This is a genomic window from Paenibacillus sp. A3M_27_13, assembly GCF_024213315.1.
Lineage (GTDB): Bacteria > Bacillota > Bacilli > Paenibacillales > Paenibacillaceae > Paenibacillus > Paenibacillus polymyxa_B.
Window position 1 is genome coordinate 220,041 of sequence record NZ_JANAVE010000008.1, and the last position, 20,323, is coordinate 240,363.

General features: G+C 43.8%; 2 protein-coding genes. Both read left to right on the forward strand.

Annotation, left to right across the window (positions count from 1 at the left end):
* A complete protein-coding gene (locus tag NLX82_RS22560; RefSeq protein WP_254349098.1) occupies positions 1 to 7,767 on the forward strand; it encodes a non-ribosomal peptide synthetase in 7,767 nt (2,588 codons plus the stop codon).
* A gap of 10 nt (positions 7,768 to 7,777) precedes the next feature.
* Entirely contained in the window at positions 7,778 to 20,320 is a 12,543-nt protein-coding gene (locus NLX82_RS22565) for a non-ribosomal peptide synthetase (RefSeq protein ID WP_254349099.1), read from the forward strand.
* Positions 20,321 to 20,323: the final 3 nt, after the last annotated feature.

Here is a 20,323-nt window from a genome sequence, read left to right on the forward strand (position 1 = left end):
ATGAGAAACGCACTCATTCAAAATATTTATCCATTGACACCGATGCAGGAAGGGCTTCTGTATCACTCCATTTTAGACGAGCATTCAGAAGCATATTTTGATCAAACTGTCATCACCTTAAATGAACGATTGAATGCAGAGACACTGAAAGAAAGCTTTCAAACCTTAATTGACCGTTATGATGTGTTACGGACTGTATTTGTTTATAAAGAAACAGAACAACCATTACAAATCGTGCTAGCTAATAAAGAGGCGACTATTGATTATAGAGACATTACAGAATTAAATGAAGCAGAACAACTTTTATACGTTGATAATTTTACGATTAATGATCGGAAAATGCGTTTTGATCTGGAAAAGGATCCCCTGATTCGGATAAGTGTTCTTGTATTAAGTGATACAAGCTGCAAAATGATTCTAAGCTTTCATCACATCATTATGGATGGCTGGTGTATTGGTACAATTGCGAAGGATCTGTTCCAAATTTACAGGGCTTATTCTATCAAGAAAAAGCCAGAATTGGATGCAATATTTCCATATAGTCGATATATTAGTTGGTTAGGGCAGCAAAATAAGAAGACTGCTCTTGCTTATTGGGAAAAAGAATTATCAGGTGTGGAAGAGCAAAGTGGCTTACCTATTAGTAGCAAATCTACTGAGGATGGAAGCTACAAGCTGAAAAACCATATTTTCACCTTGGACGAGCAGTTAACACTCAATTTGGAAATGATAGCGCAACAAAATCAAGTAACCTTAAGCTCTGTATTTCATGGTATATGGGGCCTGTTGCTTCAGAGATACAATAACACCAAGGATGTGGTATTTGGCTCCGTTGTTTCCGGTCGTCCAGCTGAGCTAGAGGGATCGGAGAAGATGGTTGGCTTATTTATTAATACTATTCCTGTACGCATTTCTCATAATGAATCACAAACATTTTCCCAGATAATCAAGCAATTTCAGCAGAACATGATGGAATCGGGGAAGTATCATTTTCTATCCTTGGCTGATATCCAGATGCTAACCCCATTGGGTAAGAGCTTGATCCACCATATCATAGCGTTTGAGAACTATCCGATTACTGAAGAGCTTTCTGGAGGCGAAGGAGAACAGCTTGTTTCAATTGTGGAAACCGAGGGTTTTGAGCAAACGAATTATGATTTTAATATTGGAGTCATTCCTGGTAAAGAATTAAAAGTTAAGTTTGGATATAACAGTATAGTCTATCATGCTTCAGATATTCAAAGAATTGAACTGCATCTGAAACAAATAGCTGAACAGGTAGCCTCTAATCCGCACATGAATGTGGATGATATTGATTTGCTTTCTGGCGAGGAAAAACACAGAATCCTGCGAGATTTTAATGATACAGATGCCTTATATCCTCAAAGTCAAACGATTCAACAGCTATTCGAAGAGCAGGTGGCGCTGACGCCGAATCGTTTGGCAGCAGCATTCGCTGATGAACGGTTAACTTATCTGGAATTGAACGAACGGGCTAACCGTTTGGCTCGCGTTTTGAGGATGAAAGGGGTGCAAACCGGCCAGATTGTTGGGATTGCAGCCTATCGCTCACCGGAGATGTTAGTCGGGATCATGGCTATTCTTAAGGCAGGGGGAGCTTACTTGCCAATCAATCCAGAGGATCCTCTGGAACGAATTCAATATATAGCGGGTAACAGCGGCATTTCCATCCTGCTGGTGCAACAGGAAATCCAATCTACATTGAAGGATATTTCAGCGAATATCAGCGTGCTTGCGATCGGAGCAGACTGGCCAACTGAAAAAACTAATCTTGAACCTTACAGTGGACCGGAGGATTTAGCTTACGTAATTTATACTTCCGGTTCTACAGGTAAGCCTAAAGGAGTTATGATTCGTCACACTTCTATAGTGAATCGACTTCACTGGATGCAAAAAAAGTATCCGATTGGTGTGGACGATATCATTTTACAGAAAACGCCTTACACCTTTGATGTTTCTGTATGGGAACTATTTTGGTGGGCTATAGCCGGAGCTTCAGTCTACTTTCTTCCGCCTGATGGGGAGAAGGATCCCAAGCTACTGGTGGACACGGTGGCAGAACAGAAAATTACAACCCTTCATTTTGTGCCTTCCATGTTGTCTGTTTTTTTGGAGTATGTTGAGCAGCACCAAGCAGAGGGGAAACTCAGCAGTATTAAACGACTTTTCGCTAGCGGGGAGGCATTAACAGTAAAGCAAGCCAAACGGTTTAATACTCTGCTTCGAAAGCCGAATGGCACAACTCTGCATAATTTATACGGACCAACGGAGGCAACAGTGGATGCAACATGGTTTGATTGCCCGGATGGAGATGATTTGCAGAGTATTCCAATCGGTAAGCCTATTGACAATACCCGGTTGTACATTTTGGATCAGGAGGGGAGACTGCTTCCTGTTGGTATTCCGGGGGAACTTCATATTGCTGGTACAGGAGTAGCCCTAGGCTACATTAATCAACCCGATCTAACGGACGAAAGATTCACGGATAGTCCATTCGTTTTCGGAGAGCGCATGTATAAGACAGGGGACTTGGCAAAGTGGCTCCCCGACGGCAATGTGGAGTATCTCGGAAGAACAGACCACCAGGTGAAAATCCGTGGATATCGTATTGAGACTGGAGAAATCGAAAAGGTCCTGCTCTCTCATCATGACATCAGAGAAGCCGTTGTTCTATCTAGAAAAGACCAAGAGGACGAAACGTATTTATGTGCTTATATTGTGTCTGACCGTGAACTCTTGACACAGGATATAAGATCCTATTTAAAAGCGTCTCTGCCCTTGTATATGGTCCCTGCTCACCTGATACAGATTGCTACGATACCTCTTACGCCTAATGGTAAAGTGAACCGAGGAGCTCTTCCTGAGCCGCATAGTGTTATTCGGGAACAGGGGTTTGTAGTGCCTCGTACAGATACAGAAACTCGTCTAGTAGGCTTGTGGGAAGATATTCTGCATGTGAACCCAATAGGTGTGCACGACCATTTTTTTGAACTGGGCGGACATTCACTGAAGGCTACAATACTGATTGGAAAAATTATTCGAGAATTCCAAGTCGAGTTACCTATGCGTGATATATTTGAGTATCCGACAGTGGAAAGCATGGGCAAACTCATTGAACGTACAATCGGGAGAGGGGCAGGTACATTTTCTGAAATTGCTCTACTCTCTGACCAAACCTATTACCCTGTTTCCTCCTCGCAAAGACGTCAGATGATACTGCATCAACTTGAAGGAGCGGAACTGGTTTACAATATGCCTTCTGTCATGCTCGTTCAAGGTCATCTGGATCAGGAGCAGTTGAAAATGGCTTTCAGCACTCTGATCCACAGGCATGAAGCATTGCGCACTTCTTTTTCCTGGATCAACGGAGAGCCGGTTCAAAGCGTACATGACGAAGTAGAATTTCAGTTGAAAATTCATAGTCTGACAAGTAGAGAGGGTTCAGAGGAGCAACAAATGGAAGCGTTGCTGAGTGAATTCGTTCAACCATTTGACTTGAACCGCGCCCCTTTATTAAGAGGCGAGCTGATTCCGTTGGCAGAGAACAAACACATGTTGCTGGTTGATTTACACCATATTATTTCGGATGGAGTTTCTATGTCCATTATTATGGATGAATTCGTAAAAATATATGATGGACAGGCGCTTCCTCCGCTATCCATTCAGTACAAAGATTATGCCAACTGGAATAATGAGCAAGTAAATCAGGGATTTATTAAAGAACAGGAATCCTACTGGCTGGATCTCTTTAAACATGAGCCACCTGTACTGGAGCTACCAACGGATTTTCCAAGACCTTCTATTCAAAGCTATGAAGGTAACACGGTATCTCGAATCCTGGGCGATGACATAACAGAGCCACTTCACAAACTCGCAGCTGAAACTCAAAGTACTTTATTCATGATTTTACTGGCTGTATATAACGTTGTTTTGTCCAAACATGCACGGCAGGAAGACATTGTAATCGGTACGCCGGTTGCTGGTAGGAGACATCCGGACACGGACAAGATTGTCGGCATGTTTGTCAATACATTGGCACTACGTACAAGCCCTTCACCGGAGAAGAGTCTCTCAGCTTTTCTGGACGAGGTAAAGGAAGCAGTTTTATCTGCATTTGAGCATCAAGAATATCCCTTTGAACAATTGGTCGAAAAGCTTGCGCTACGAAGAGATGTGAGCCGAAGTCCGATCTTCGATACCATGTTTGTCATGCAAAATACAAAAGGACAGCCGCTACAATCTAGTGGGCTGGAATTCAAACCGTTTCCGTTCAATCCAGGTGTTTCCCGATTCGATTTAACCTTGAGTGCGGAAGAAGCAGGTAGCTACCTTCATTTAAATTTGGAGTATAACAATGCTTTGTTCCGAAAGGATACTGTCGAACGTTTCTTGGATCATATGGTGGTAGTGCTAAGAACTTTTGTAGCTAATAGCACACAAACCATAGGTGATACAGATTTATTAACAGCTGTAGAAAAAGAAGTAATTTTGAAGGGATTCAACGGGACGGTCACACCTTATCCGAGGGAGAAGACGATCCATCAATTGTTTGAGGAGCAGGTGGAGCGAACACCGGAGCATCCGGCAGCCCTTTACAAAGATCAGCAATTGACGTACCGGGAGCTGAATGCACAAGCGAATCGGGTGGCTCATGTCCTGCGGAAGAAAGGGATAGGGCCCGATCAGATGGTTGGCATCGCAGTTCATCGATCGCTGGAGATGATCGTTGGCCTGCTGGGGATTTTGAAAGCAGGCGGGGCGTATCTGCCGCTACATCCAGAGGACCCAAAAGAACGTTTGGGATTCATGCTGGAGGATAGCGGGGCATCCATTCTGCTGACCCAACGGGATCAGATGGACCGCCTTCGTCCGCACGGAGCAGATCGCGAGTTGATCGCTATCGAGGATCTGCTGATGGAGGGGATGGAACTTACAGGAGAAGAATGCGAGAAGAACCCAGAAGCTATTAACCGCTCGACCGATTTGGTGTACGTGATTTATACCTCAGGCTCCACAGGCAAGCCGAAGGGGGTCATGATTGAGCACGCTTCGTTGATCAACCGTCTGCACTGGATGGAACAACGAATTCCGTTTGGAGCGAAGGATGTCATTCTGCAAAAAACGCCGTATACCTTTGACGTATCGTTGTGGGAGCTGTTCTCGTGGGCGATTCAGGGAGCAACGGTATGCTTTTTGGAGCCGGGAGGAGAAAAAGATCCGGCAACGATAGCCGAAACGGTGGAGGCCAACGGGGTAACGGCGATACATTTTGTGCCATCCATGCTGGGAGCGTTCCTGGAGTATATCGAGCACAGTGGAACCGCCGGGAAAATGCGCAGTGTACGGCGAGTGTTTGCCAGCGGGGAAGCGCTGATGACAGAGCACGTCCGGCGGTTTAACCGTTTGCTGGGAGCCGGAGGAGCCACGCTGCACAATCTGTATGGACCGACAGAAGCGACGGTAGAGGTAGCGTATTACGACTGTCCTGCCGAGCAGGAGCCAGAGAGCATTCCAATCGGGAAGCCGATTGATAACGTGAAATTGTACATTTTGGACAGTAAAGATCGATTGCAGCCGATAGGTGTACCGGGCGAACTGCATATTGGAGGGGACTGCGTAGCCCGGGGATATGTGAATCGAAAAGAACTGACGGAGGAGAAGTTCGTAGAAGACCCATATGCGGCGGGTGGACGGATGTACCGGACAGGAGACTTGGCAAGATGGCTGCCGGATGGAAACATTGAATATATGGGACGGATCGACCATCAAGTGAAAATTCGGGGCTACCGGATCGAGCTGGGTGAGATTGAAGCGGCAATATTGGCTTACGAAGGAGTTCAGACGGCAGTAGTACTTGCTCGTGATGACCGTTCTGGGGGAAGCTTCTTATGCGCCTATGTTGAACATGCCAAGGAATTCAACGTACATGCATTAAAGGCTCGTATTAAAGATGTCCTACCCGAGTACATGGTACCTGCTTATATAGTATCTATTGAAGCTATGCCTTATTTATCGAGTGGTAAGATCGACAGAAAAGCATTACCTGAGCCTGATAACAGTCTGTCGATTGAGGTGGAGTATGTTTCTCCTTCCAATAAGGTTGAAACGTTGATGGCAGAGATTTGGCAAGAAGTTCTTGGCTATGCCCCTATCGGAACAAATCATAATTTTTTTGAATTGGGCGGGGATTCGATTAAAGCTATTCAAATTTCCACACGTCTTAGTAAACATGGATATCGTATGGAAATTAAGGACCTTTTCCGTCATCAAACGATAGGTAGCCTGATTCCAGATCTGAGAGCTGTCAGTGTTCAAGCCGAACAAGGGATTATCGAAGGAGAGGCTGAACTATCCCCCATCCAAAGATGGTTTTTCGAGCAAAAGTTCACTGAATCAAACTATTGGAACCAGGCCGTTATGTTGTATAGCCAAAATGGATGGAAGGAAGAATTGGTGGATCAGGTGTTGTGTAAGCTGACAGAGCATCATGATGCCTTACGAATGACATATACAGCGAATCAGAACAGAATTGTTCCCATCATTCATGGTACGAATCTAAAGGCATATGCTCTTACCATTCTGGATGTAAGCCATGAGTCATCCATTGAAGAAGCAATCCAAACCCTCAGTGAAGCGATTCAGCGGCGCATGAATTTGGAGGAGGGTCCACTTGTGCAAGTGGGGTTGTTTCACACCGCTCAAGGTGATCATTTGCTACTCGCGATTCATCATTTGGTGGTAGATGGAGTTTCCTGGAGAATTCTATTGGAAGATTTGGAACAAGGATATTTGCAGGCGCTTAAAAATGAAGAAATCCTCTTCCAGGCAAAGACCCATTCATGGAAGGATTGGACCCATCGCCTTGGTGATGATGCGAAGGGTAGGCGTCCCGCTCGTTACAAGCGTTATTGGGAGAATGTGATCAGTCATGCCAGTAAACCACTTCACAAAGACTATCCGGCCACTGACAGAAGAGGGAAAGACCTGAAAATATGTAACGTAAGGCTTTCCAAGCAACAAACAGATCGTCTGCAGAAGGATGTTCACAAGGCTTACGGTACGAATGTAAATGATCTACTGTTGACATCCTTTGGACTGGCGTTGAGAGACTGGACCGATGATGACGAATTTATCATTTTGCTGGAAGGACACGGACGGGAACAGATTTTTGATGATATAGATATAACCAGAACGGTCGGTTGGTTTACTACTATGTATCCTATTCATCTGGATATGAAGCATAATGCCGATTTATCTTATCAAATTAAGCTGACCAAGGAAGCGTTACGACGTGTTCCTAATAAGGGCATTGACTACGGAATTTTAGAATATATGACTTTACACGATTTAAAAAGTACTAATCAGGGACATTATGCTCCTGAAATCAGGTTTAATTATCACGGCCAAATTGATTCAGGCTCTGTTGCGCCCTTATTTGTCGAATCAAAGTATTCTCCAGGCCGGACAGTAAGTGAGGAGACCGAGACACCATTTGTACTTGATATTAATGGCAGTATCGAACTGGGGGTATTAACCCTCGGGATAGAGTATAGCAGTCGTGAATATGCTGAATCGAGTATTCAAAAATTAGGCAATTTCTTGCAAAGTCGTTTGCTAGAAATTATTGAGCATTGCTCCGAAAAGAAGGAGAAGGAATGGACTCCTGCAGATGTGAGCGATGAGAATCTTTCAATTGGCGATTTGGATGAGATTATGGCCTACTATAAAAATAATACATCTTCCTAGGCGGTGGATTATGAGTAAAGATCTGCAAATTCAAAGTATTTTCCGATTAACCCCAATGCAACAAGGAATCTTGTTCCATAGCTTGCTAGATCAAACTTCGTACGCCTATTTTGAACAAGTGAGTCTTACTCTGAACGGCTTACTCGAGGTAGAGCTTCTGGACCGAAGTCTTTCTGTTCTATTTGAGCGCCATGAGATATTGCGCAGCAATGTTTTTCACGTCAATATTGAAGAGCCTAAATTGATCGTATTCCGACAGAAGCAGCCAGTAATTCACTTTGAAGACATTTCTTCACTAGAGCAATCTGACCAGACGGCCTATATAGAACAGTTTGTTCAACGTGATAAGGCCAACGGATTTGATATCACCCGGGATGAGTTATTCCGGGTTTCCATATTGCAATGTGCGTCTAATGTATACAAGCTGATCGTTAGCTTCCATCACATCATTATGGATGGATGGTGCTTAGAAATCGTTTTGAAGGAATGGTTTCAAATCTATGCATCATTGCAAAAGAATGAGCCGGTTCAGTTAGGGGAAGCTCCTTCTTATGATAAATACCTCAAATGGTTGGACAAGCAGGATACGGATACGGCGCTTACGTTTTGGGAGCGATATTTGGATGGTTTTGAACAGCAGAGCATCTTGCCTACGGGGGGCAAAGGGAGCCCCAATGGCTACGATCCACAGCAGCAAATCTTTAGCTTCGATCCACAATTAACAGGTCAGCTGGAATCTCTGGCAAAAGAGCTCAAGGTTACTTTGAGTACATTGTTTCACTCCATCTGGGGCCTGCTGTTGATGAAATACAACAACACCCGCGATGTAGTATTTGGCTCTGTCGTTTCTGGTCGTCCATCAGAAATTCCCGGAGCAGAAAATATGGTAGGCCTATTTATCAATACTATTCCAGTGCGTATTTGGAGTGAAGAGGATCATCTTGCGTTTTCGGATTTTGTCCAGCATGTACAACATTCGGTTATGGAGGCGGGGCAGCATCATTATGTGCCCCTTGCTGATATTCAGTCGGGGAGTTTGTTGAAGAGCAATCTGATACATCATATTTTGGCTTTTGAAAACTTTCCGGGTATGGAGGAAGCCGACGATCATGAGGACGAAAACAGTTTAGCAGTCTCGGAGATGGATGGTTTTGAACAGACTAATTATTCCTTCAACCTTAACGTTGTGCCCGGTGAGAAACTACGGATGAAATTCAGCTATAACGGTCTATTATACGAACCAGAATATATAGATCGATTAGGTCGGCATGTTGAAGAAATCGCCCGCACCGTAGTTTCGTCTGCTGGTGTAGTTTTGAACGAAATAGATATTATTCTGCCAGAAGAAAAAGAAGTGATTTTGAAGGAATTCAACGGGACGGCCGCACCTTATCCGAGGGAGAAGACGATCCATCAATTGTTTGAGGAGCAGGTGGAGCGAACACCGGAGCATCCGGCAGCCCTTTACAAAGATCAGCAATTGACGTACCGGGAGCTGAATGCACAAGCGAATCGGGTGGCTCATGTCCTGCGGAAGAAAGGGATAGGGCCCGATCAGATGGTTGGCATCGCAGTTCATCGATCGCTGGAGATGATCGTTGGCCTGCTGGGGATTTTGAAAGCAGGCGGGGCGTATCTGCCGCTACATCCAGAGGACCCAAAAGAACGTTTGGGATTCATGCTGGAGGATAGCGGGGCATCCATTCTGCTGACCCAACGGGATCAGATGGACCGCCTTCGTCCGCACGGAGCAGATCGCGAGTTGATCGCTATCGAGGATCTGCTGATGGAGGGGATGGAACTTACAGGAGAAGAATGCGAGAAGAACCCAGAAGCTATTAACCGCTCGACCGATTTGGTGTACGTGATTTATACCTCAGGCTCCACAGGCAAGCCGAAGGGGGTCATGATTGAGCACGCTTCGTTGATCAACCGTCTGCACTGGATGGAACAACGAATTCCGTTTGGAGCGAAGGATGTCATTCTGCAAAAAACGCCGTATACCTTTGACGTATCGTTGTGGGAGCTGTTCTCGTGGGCGATTCAGGGAGCAACGGTATGCTTTTTGGAGCCGGGAGGAGAAAAAGATCCGGCAACGATAGCCGAAACGGTGGAGGCCAACGGGGTAACGGCGATACATTTTGTGCCATCCATGCTGGGAGCGTTCCTGGAGTATATCGAGCACAGTGGAACCGCCGGGAAAATGCGCAGTGTACGGCGAGTGTTTGCCAGCGGGGAAGCGCTGATGACAGAGCACGTCCGGCGGTTTAACCGTTTGCTGGGAGCCGGAGGAGCCACGCTGCACAATCTGTATGGACCGACAGAAGCGACGGTAGAGGTAGCGTATTACGACTGTCCTGCCGAGCAGGAGCCAGAGAGCATTCCAATCGGGAAGCCGATTGATAACGTGAAATTGTACATTTTGGACAGTAAAGATCGATTGCAGCCGATAGGTGTACCGGGCGAACTGCATATTGGAGGGGACTGCGTAGCCCGGGGATATGTGAATCGAAAAGAACTGACGGAGGAGAAGTTCGTAGAAGACCCATATGCGGCGGGTGGACGGATGTACCGGACAGGAGACTTGGCAAGATGGCTGCCGGATGGAAACATTGAATATATGGGACGGATCGACCATCAAGTGAAAATTAGGGGCTACCGGATCGAACTGGGTGAGATTGAAGCGGCCTTGCTCGCGTACGAAGGTGTCAGGGCAGCGACGGTACTGGCCCTTGATGACCGGAATGGCGGCAAATATTTATGTGCATATTTCGAAAGCGGAGAGGGTTTGAACACATCTATTTTAAGGACTCACTTGAAGGCATTAATACCGGATTACATGGTGCCGAGTCATTTCGTTCGACTAGATGTTATGCCGCAGCTGTCCAGTGGTAAGGTTAATCGTAAAGCGCTACCCGAACCGGATCATAGGATGCGAACCACTAGATATGTTGCACCAAGGAACGAAACGGAAAGAAAACTGGCGGAGGTTTGGGAGAAGATGTTAGACATATCCTCCATCGGTATACATGACAACTTTTTTGAACTGGGTGGACATTCACTAACGGCGACTCGACTCATGTCTCGAATCAATAAGCTGTTACAAGTTGAAATTCCGCTCCGTGATATTTTTGCACATCCGACAATCGAAGAAATGAGTGTTTTGATCTGCGGACCAGAGGTTGCAGCCGGGAAGATGGTGGATATTGCTCCTACTGAGCTACGTGATTCGTATCCGGTGACATCCGTTCAAAAGAGACAAATGATTTTACAACAGTTTGAAGGAGCAGAAACAGCGTACAATATGCCCTTTGCCTTACTGATGGAAGGAAATCTGGACATTAAGCGGCTGGAGCGAGTGTTCAGGGATCTAGTACGTAGACATGAGGCATTGCGGACATCATTTGAGTGGAGCACACAGGAGCCAGTACAAAAAATCCATAGTGAGGTTCCATTTCAACTGAGTTTCCAACAGGCTGATGAAGACGGGAAAGAAGCACAGGACAAACAGATTCAAGCGATATTCAAGACGTTCGTAAGACCGTTTAACTTAGGTCTGGCTCCTTTGTTGCGGGCGAAGCTGGTGCGTATTTCGGACAATAGACACATCTTAATGGTAGATATGCACCATATTGTTGCAGATGGCGTTTCCATGAGCATTTTGGCTAACGATTTCACAAAATTGTATCACGGGAGCTCGCTGTCACCATTGCGTATTCAATATAAAGACTACGCCGTTTGGAACAGTGAGTGGATCAAAGAGGGACACTTGATAAAGCAGGAACAGTACTGGCTAGACTTGTTTTCGGATGAACTTCCTGTACTAAATCTACCAACTGACTTCACGAGACCTCAAGTTCAAAGCTTTGAAGGTGATCGGTATTCTTTTCAAGCTGACAAGACACTCAGTGAAAATCTACAACAATTTGTTGCAGAGAATCGGACCACTTTATTTATGGTACTGCTATCGGCTTACAACGTATTGCTGCATAAATATTCAGGCCAGGAAGATGTCGTGATAGGGTCTCCAATAGCAGGTCGTAATCATACGGATTTAGAAAATATTATGGGGATGTTCGTTAATACACTTGTGTTGCGTAACCGCCCAGCTGCTGACAAAACGCTTAAGCAATTTCTACTGGAGGTGCAAAGAAACAGCCTGGAAGCATTCGAACATCAGGATTACCCAATAGAAGATCTTGTAGATAAGCTCGAACTGCACAGGGATCTAAGCCGAAATCCTCTGTTTGATACGATGTTCTCTCTAGAAAATACCGATTCGGTAAACCTGCAAGCTGACGGGATATCCATATCGCCGTATTCTGTTGAAATTGGCATAGCCAAAGTAGATTTAACATTAACAGCAGAAGCGAATCAAGAGGGACTCTCTTTTCGAATTGATTATTGTAATAAGCTGTTTCACAAAGAAAGTATTGAGAGAATGTCAAGGCATTATTTGCAGATCGTGCAGACAATTGTGGATTCAGCGGATCTCCGGATTAGTGATGTTAACATGGTTACTACATCTGAAGAAGAAATCCTGTTAAGGAAATTTAATACGGTACCTGCTTATAACGAGAAAGAGGATCGAAAATTGCTGCATCAGCTCTTTGAAGAGCAGGTAGCGAAGACGCCCGATCGAATTGCGGTATCGTTTGAGGAACAACAATGGACTTACAGCGAGTTAAACGAAAAAGCGAATCAGCTTGCTAGAGTGCTTAGAGAAAAAGGAGTACAAGCCAATACGCTTGTAGGCATTATGGTAGAGCGATCTTTCGAAATGATAGCCGGAATCCTAGGGATTTTAAAGGCTGGGGGTGCATATGTCCCTCTGGCACCAGATTATCCGGCGGAGCGAATTAGTCTGATGCTATACGATTGCAAGGTAACCCTATTACTGGCTTCCAATCGTGTTCTGACTGAATCAACTCTTATGAAAGATGCAGAAGCAGATTGGTTTACAGGGGAAGTCCTTGATTTGGACCAGCTCGATACTATCGTTAAGGATTCAGATTCTAGTAATTTACCTTATGTGAATGAACCGGATGATTTGGCATATGTGCTATACACTTCGGGCTCAACAGGTAAACCAAAAGGAAATCTGACCATGCATTATAACGTGGGAAGATTGATTAAAAATTCCAATTATATCGATCTTACTGATCAGGATATTCTCTTGCAGCTATCTAACTATGCCTTTGACGGATCGGTCTTTGATATATTCGGTGCTCTGGTCAATGGTTCAAAGCTGGTTCTCTTACGTAAAGAAAATATGCTGAATCCAGAAAAACTGTCTTCCTTAATTCGATATGAAAATGTCTCGGTATTTTTTGTTACTACCGCCTTGTTTAACACGTTGATAGAAACAAATATTGAATGTTTTACTACAATTCGCAAAGTACTTTTTGGAGGAGAGCGGGTTTCGCTTTCGCATGTGAGTAAGTTGTTTGAACATATCGGGCCCAATAAAATGCTGCACATGTACGGTCCTACCGAAAGCACTGTCTTTGCTACCTGTTATGGTGTAGATCAGATTCATATAAGTAAAGGTACAATTCCGATTGGAGCACCGGTTACAGGAACTACTGTGTATATTTTGGATGAAAATCTTAAATTGCAGCCTATTGGTATACCGGGAGAGCTTTGTATAGCAGGGGATGCCCTATCCCGAGGTTATTTGAACCTTCCTGATTTTACAGCAGAAAAGTTTGTAGACAATCCATTTAATCCAGGCGAGAAAATGTACAAAACAGGTGATATTGCAAAATGGCTTCCGGATGGAAATATTGAATTTGTAGGCCGTCAAGATCATCTGGTTAAAATTAGGGGGTTCCGTATAGAGCTTGGAGAAATTGAAAACAAGCTACTATCTCACGAACGTATTAAAGAGGCGATAGTTATTGCTAAGCCGGATCAAACCGGCCAAGACCGTATTTTTGCATATATTGTGACTGATGGAGAATTAGATATCTCAGGTATTCGTCGTTACTTGGCGAAGTATTTACCAGATTACATGTTGCCGTCCAGTTTAATGCTGCTAGACAGTTTGCCACTGAATGCTAATGGCAAAGTGGATCAGAAGAAATTGCCAGAACCTCATATTAACTTGGACTTGGGCACGCTGTATGAACCACCCTCAAGCCCTACGGAAGAGAAATTAATAAAAATTTGGGAAGACGTGTTGGGACAAGAGGGAATTGGAGTTAATCACAGCTTTTTTGATCTTGGAGGAGACTCCATTAAGGCCATTCAAGTTATCGCAAGGTTGAGTCAAGAGGGATTAAAGCTGGATATGAAGGACATATTTCAGCACCCTACTGTTCAGCAAGTAGCTCCGTATGTCCAACGTCGTTCCAGAATCATTGACCAGAAGGCGGTAACAGGTGAGGTACAGCTAACTCCAATCCAAAGATGGTTCTTCGAAAATGTACAGGATGATCGAAACCATTTTAACCAAGCTGTTATGTTGTTTACTAGTGGAGTATTTGATGAAGAAGCACTAAAAACTGCTTTGGAGAATATTATTATTCATCATGATGCCCTACGAATGGCGTATGAGATGGGTCAGGGTTCTGTTAGCCAATTCCATACGGAAATGCAGTTAAAGTCTATTCATTTAAATATTTTTGATCTATTAGGGAATAACGATGCTGAAAGCAAGATTGTGGAAGAGGCTAGCCGACTACAGGCTACCATGGACTTAAGAGCAGGTGAGATCATCAGGGTTGGCTTGTTTCAAACAGACCGAGGTCAGCATTTGCTGATTGCTATTCACCATTTAGTTATTGATGGGGTCTCCTGGCGAATCTTATTGGAAGATTTGGAGAGTGCATATAACCAGGCGTTACAAGGTGAGGCTATCGCTTTGCCGGATAAAACAGACTCTTTTCAGTATTGGTCTGACCGCCTCGCAGAGTATTCGAACAGTCGGGCTTTACTAAAGGAGAAGGCATATTGGCAGCAAATTGAAGATGTTCAATGTGATTCTCCATTTCCTCAGAAGAGAACAGTCACCGATGAGGGATTAGTGAAAAAAGAAAGAACTAGTGTAGCTATCCGTTTGGACAAGCAAGATACACAGTTACTGCTAGGAACTGCTCATCAGGTCTATAATACCGAAATTAATGACCTATTGTTATCAGCACTAGGATTAGCCATTAAACAATGGGTGGGTAGTAATATTTTCGCTATTAATCTTGAAGGACATGGCAGGGAAGAGATTATGGAGGAGATTGATATTACTCGAACCATAGGGTGGTTTACCTCGATGTTCCCTGTTGTACTGGATATGAGGGATAGTGAAGATATTTCATCTGTTATTCGGCGAACTAAGGAAATGATTCGGCATATCCCTAATCGAGGGATCGGATACGGAATTTTGAAGTACTTGACCCATGCGGAACATATTCAGGATTTAGATTTTAACATACAACCGCAAATCAGTTTTAATTATCTGGGACAATTTATGGACGGTACTCATGAGGGAAGCTTTGAATCGTCACCGCTATCTCCGGGACGTTCTGTTGGTGAAGGGGCGGAAAGTCATTTTACACTGGACATTAACAGTATTGTTTCCCAAGATCAACTCTTACTTGAGTTTGGATATATTCGTGGCTCACATGAAGACCATGCTATTGAACAATTATCCTTTATGTATATTGAGCATTTAAAAAAAATAATTAATCACTGTACAAGCATTTCACAGAAGATTCTCACACCATCTGATTACCAAGACCATACTCTCTCTATTCCTGAGTTAGATCAGATTCTAGGACAGTTCGGTGGGACTGAACAGATAAAGCATATTTATCCGTTAACACCTATGCAGCAGGGAATGCTGTTCCATTACATGATGGAACCGAAAACTACGGCTTATGTAGAACAAGTCGCGATTGAAATTGAAGGAGAACTACAGCAGGAACTTCTGGAACAGAGTTTTCAAGAATTGTTAGCAAAGTATGAAGTATTGCGTACGAATTTTGTGTTTACCGGTATACGTGAACCTCGGCAAGTAGTACGTAATCATCAACAGGCGGAATTTCAGTTTTATGACCTTACCGGGATGAATGAGCAAGAAATTATTGCTTATATGGAGGATTACAAAAAACAAGATCTTCTGCGTGGATTTGATTTATCCAATGAAGCGCTAATCCGCATAAATGTATTGAAAACAACTCCTGATAAGTTCCTTATGATATGGACCTTCCATCATATGATTATGGATGGTTGGTGCGTAGGGATTGTCTACCACGATTTTATAAGCATGTATCTAGAATTGAAAAATGGTAGACCGCTTAAGTCTGAAACAGCCCCAGCTTATTCAACTTATATTCGTTGGCTGGAAAAGCAGGACAAAGAGGAGTCCATGCAATATTGGAAACAGGCTTTGGATGGATATACGCAATGTGCAGTTGTACCAAAGACGTTCAAATTGCAGGCCAAAGAAGGTGGTTATCGGACGAGTCAGCTGGAATTTTCGTTAGACCATATATTAACACGACGATTAACAGAGATTGCGTCTCAAAATCGGATTACGGTCAACACGTTGTTCCAATCCATATGGGGGGCATTGCTTCAAAGATATAACAATACAAACGATGTAGTATTTGGAGCAGTAGTTTCAGGACGACCGCCAGTAATCCCAGACATAGAGAGTATGGTAGGCATTTTTATCAATACTATTCCCGTGCGAATTTATGGCGAAGAGGATGAAAGTTTTATTGAAATGGCAAAGAGAACTCAACAAAGCTCAATTGAATCCGTTAAGTACGAGTACACATCGTTAGCGGACATTCAATCCGTATCCACACTGAAGCAAAGCCTATTAGATCATATTATTGTTTTTGAAAATTATCCCGAGTATGGTGAAGAACAAGCGTTGCAGAAGCAAAATCTGAGAATTCATATTCGAGATATGGCCTTTTATGAACAGACAAACTATGATTTTAATCTTATTGTTTCCCTGAAAGAAGAACTGAACATTAAATTTCTGTACAACGCTGATACTTTAAGTAGAGAATTTGTTAAACGTATACAAAATCATCTTTATGACGTGGTCAGACAAATCGTGGATAATCCAGAAATTATTATATCTTCGATTGAAGTAACTTCTTTACAAGAAAAAGAAGTGATTTTGAATGAATTTAACAATACGACGGCGATATATCCGCGAGAGAAGACAATTCATCAATTGTTTGAGGAGCAGGTGGAGCGAACACCGGAACATCCGGCAGCCCTTTATAAAGGACGGCAATTGACGTATCAGGAGCTGAATGCCCAAGCGAATCGGTTGGCTCATGTGCTACGGGAAAAAGGGGTAGGACCTGATCATGTGGTGGGGATCGCGGTTCACCGCTCGTTGGAGATGATTATCGGATTATTAGGGATTTTGAAAGCAGGTGGAGCCTATCTGCCACTGAATCCAGAGGACCCTGAAGAACGACTGGCATTCATGCTGGAGGACAGTGGAGCGTCCATTCTATTGACCCAGCAGGAGTTAACGGAGCAGCTTCGCTCTCATAGAACAACCCGGGAACTGATCGCTATCGAAGATTTGCTGATACCGGAAAAGGAGCACACAGGAAGAGAGAAGAATCCAGAATCGATCAATCGCTCGAAGGATTTGGTGTATGTGATTTACACCTCGGGCTCTACAGGTAAGCCCAAAGGGGTCATGATTGAGCATGCCTCGCTGATCAATCGTTTGCACTGGATGCAAAAGCGGATTCCGTTTGGAGCGGAAGATGTGATCCTGCAAAAGACACCGTACACCTTTGATGTATCGTTGTGGGAGTTATTCTCGTGGGCGATACAGGGAGCGACGGTATGCTTTTTGGAGCCGGGAGGAGAGAAAGACCCGGCAATGATAGCTAAAACGGTTGAGTCCAATCGGGTAACGGCGTTGCATTTTGTGCCGTCGATGCTGGGAGCGTTTCTAGAATATATGGAACACAGCGGAGCTGCGGGGAAAATGCACAGTGTACGTCGTGTATTTGCCAGCGGGGAAGCTCTGATGACAGAGCATGTGCGACGGTTTAATCGCCTGATTGGTGGCGGTCGTGCCACGCTGCACAACCTGTATGGACCGACGGAAGCGACAGTGGAGGTGGCGTATTACGACTGTCCTGCAGAGCATGAACCGGAGAGCATTCCGATCGGGAAGCCGATTGATAACGTAAAATTGTACGTTTTGGACAAGAAGGACCGTTTGCAGCCGATAGGGATACCTGGGGAACTGCATATTGGAGGCGACTGTGTAGCGCGAGGATATGTGAACCGGGAGGAATTAACGGAAGAGAAGTTCGTAGAAGACCCATACGAGCCGGGAGGACGGATGTACCGAACAGGAGATCTGGCTAGATGGTTACCGGATGGAAATATCGAATATATGGGGCGAATAGATCATCAAGTGAAAATCCGGGGGTATCGGATCGAACTGGGTGAAATTGAGGCAGCTTTGCTTGCGCATGATGGAGTTCGGGCAGCGGCAGTACTTGCCCGTACTGATAACCGAACTGGGACGCCTAGTTTAGGTGCATATCTTGTTGTCGAACCTCATGTGACAACTGCAATGTTGCGACAAAATCTATCTGTCTCAGTTCCAGAGTATATGATTCCGGCTTATTTTGTATTCTTGGATCAGATGCCGCTCACTTCAAGTGGTAAGATTAATCGTCGTATGTTATTTGAGATCGAGCTGGAGTTTGGTATCGGTACGGAATATGTAGAGCCAAGCAGTGAGTTGGAAAAGGAATTAGTTGAGATCTGGATGAATGTACTTGGTATTGAAAATGTGGGTATTGACGACAATTTCTTTGAACTAGGAGGACATTCTTTAACGGCTATTCAGCTTGCATCCAGGCTACAGGGAATTTTGAGTAGTGAATTACGATTGAGCAGTATCTATCAATACCCTACAGTCAGAGAGTTGGCACAACATGTGGAAGGAATGGACGGTAACCATTCTGCACTTGCACAACAATTTGATCAAATTATGGCGTTGCTACATCAAAAGCTGAAAGTTAAGGGATGGTTACAACAAGAACAATTAAATGGAAAATCTTATATCGTTCTGCATTTAGAAGAGGGAGCCATTTCTTTTGAAAAAGAGATTATGGAACTGTTGGATATGAATTGCGTTGAATCAATCCAGCCTCACTACATTACTTGGCATGGAGAAGAAACCCTGAATCTTGAGAAAGTCAATCTTGAAGACATTAAGAGCATATGGACAGGAAGAATTGACAGTGATTTGGACGTTTTCTCCAAAGCTATTCTAAGCCCAGTAGTGATAGAGAGATTGCCTGTTTCTCCAACACAACGCTACCATCTCCAAAATAGTGATATTTCTGGCACGATTATTCCGTTAGAAAAACATATGAATATAGAATATGTGGAAGAAGCAATTTTGCAGATTATTCGAGAACAAGATTTGATGAGAAGCACGCTGTGTGAAGAAAATGGAGAATTGCAGTGGCAGGTAAGAGAAGCACCGGACCATCTTCATGTACCTCTGGTTGATATCTCTATTTATGATGAAGATACACAGCAAGAGATTCTAAATAACATCATCTGGCCTTATTTTTACAAGAAGCATGAATTGAGTAATTCACTCTTATATCGGATATTGCTTGTGAAAAAGAATCTGAAAGACTACATGCTTATATTGCCTTTTTCGCATTCTATCTTTGACTTTATGAGTAGTGAGATTATTAAGCACCATTTTAACACTTATTATGAATGTGTACGAGCTGGAAAGGAGACGCCTAAAGGGAGCAAAAATCGTTACTCCGATTTTACAGCTCATATTATGGAAGGACCTCAGGGTGTTGATGATTTGGAACTAGTTACTACCTATAATCTAGATAAATTTGATCGTGCAATTGGTCATATAACCGATTTTGTGGATCAAAAAGCAGTACTTAAAGGACATACAACTGTGATTTGGGATTTGAAATCTTCCGAGAGAGCAGTTCACTTGGACAACACAAGTAATTGGGAGATAGCATTCTTTACATTTACTGCTTTTTGTAAAATGTATTTCGAGCTTAGTCAGGTTCCCATTTGGGTAACGCAGTATGGTCGAAGCTTTGGAGAGAAGCGTTACTATGATGTCATCGGTGAATTCGTGGATCATATCCCGATACTAACTAATTTAGATCAGACCCCTGTATCTCTAGAACAGCAAGTTCGCCAAAGTGTTCAATGGGCAGCTGAACATAATATCAGCTTTGCCAACTTAATGTATAACCCGGATGTACAGAACGATTATCCTTTATCTGGAGGATACTTGGAGCAGGCTTTGGATAGAATGCCAATTGTATTTAATTTCCTTGGTGAGCTGAGAAGTGAGCATCAACTCCTACAAACGGTGGATCTGGGTAATGTCAATGTTGAAGGAAGAACACGAATTTTATGTGAAGTTTGGCATGATAGCGAGTCTAATCTGTTTGTGGCACTGACTCTACCATTTTCGGAAGACGAAAGTGTGGTACGTGATCATTTACAAAGTGCCTTGAAGCAATTGGAAAGACGCTGGGCAGCGGTTCTGTAACTC

Excerpts from the sequence above, each read along its gene's own strand:
- NLX82_RS22560 (WP_254349098.1), top strand. The coding sequence starts at position 1 with ATGAGAAACGCACTCATTCAAAATATTTATCCATTGACACCGATGCAG.
- NLX82_RS22565 (WP_254349099.1), top strand. The coding sequence starts at position 7,778 with ATGAGTAAAGATCTGCAAATTCAAAGTATTTTCCGATTAACCCCAATG.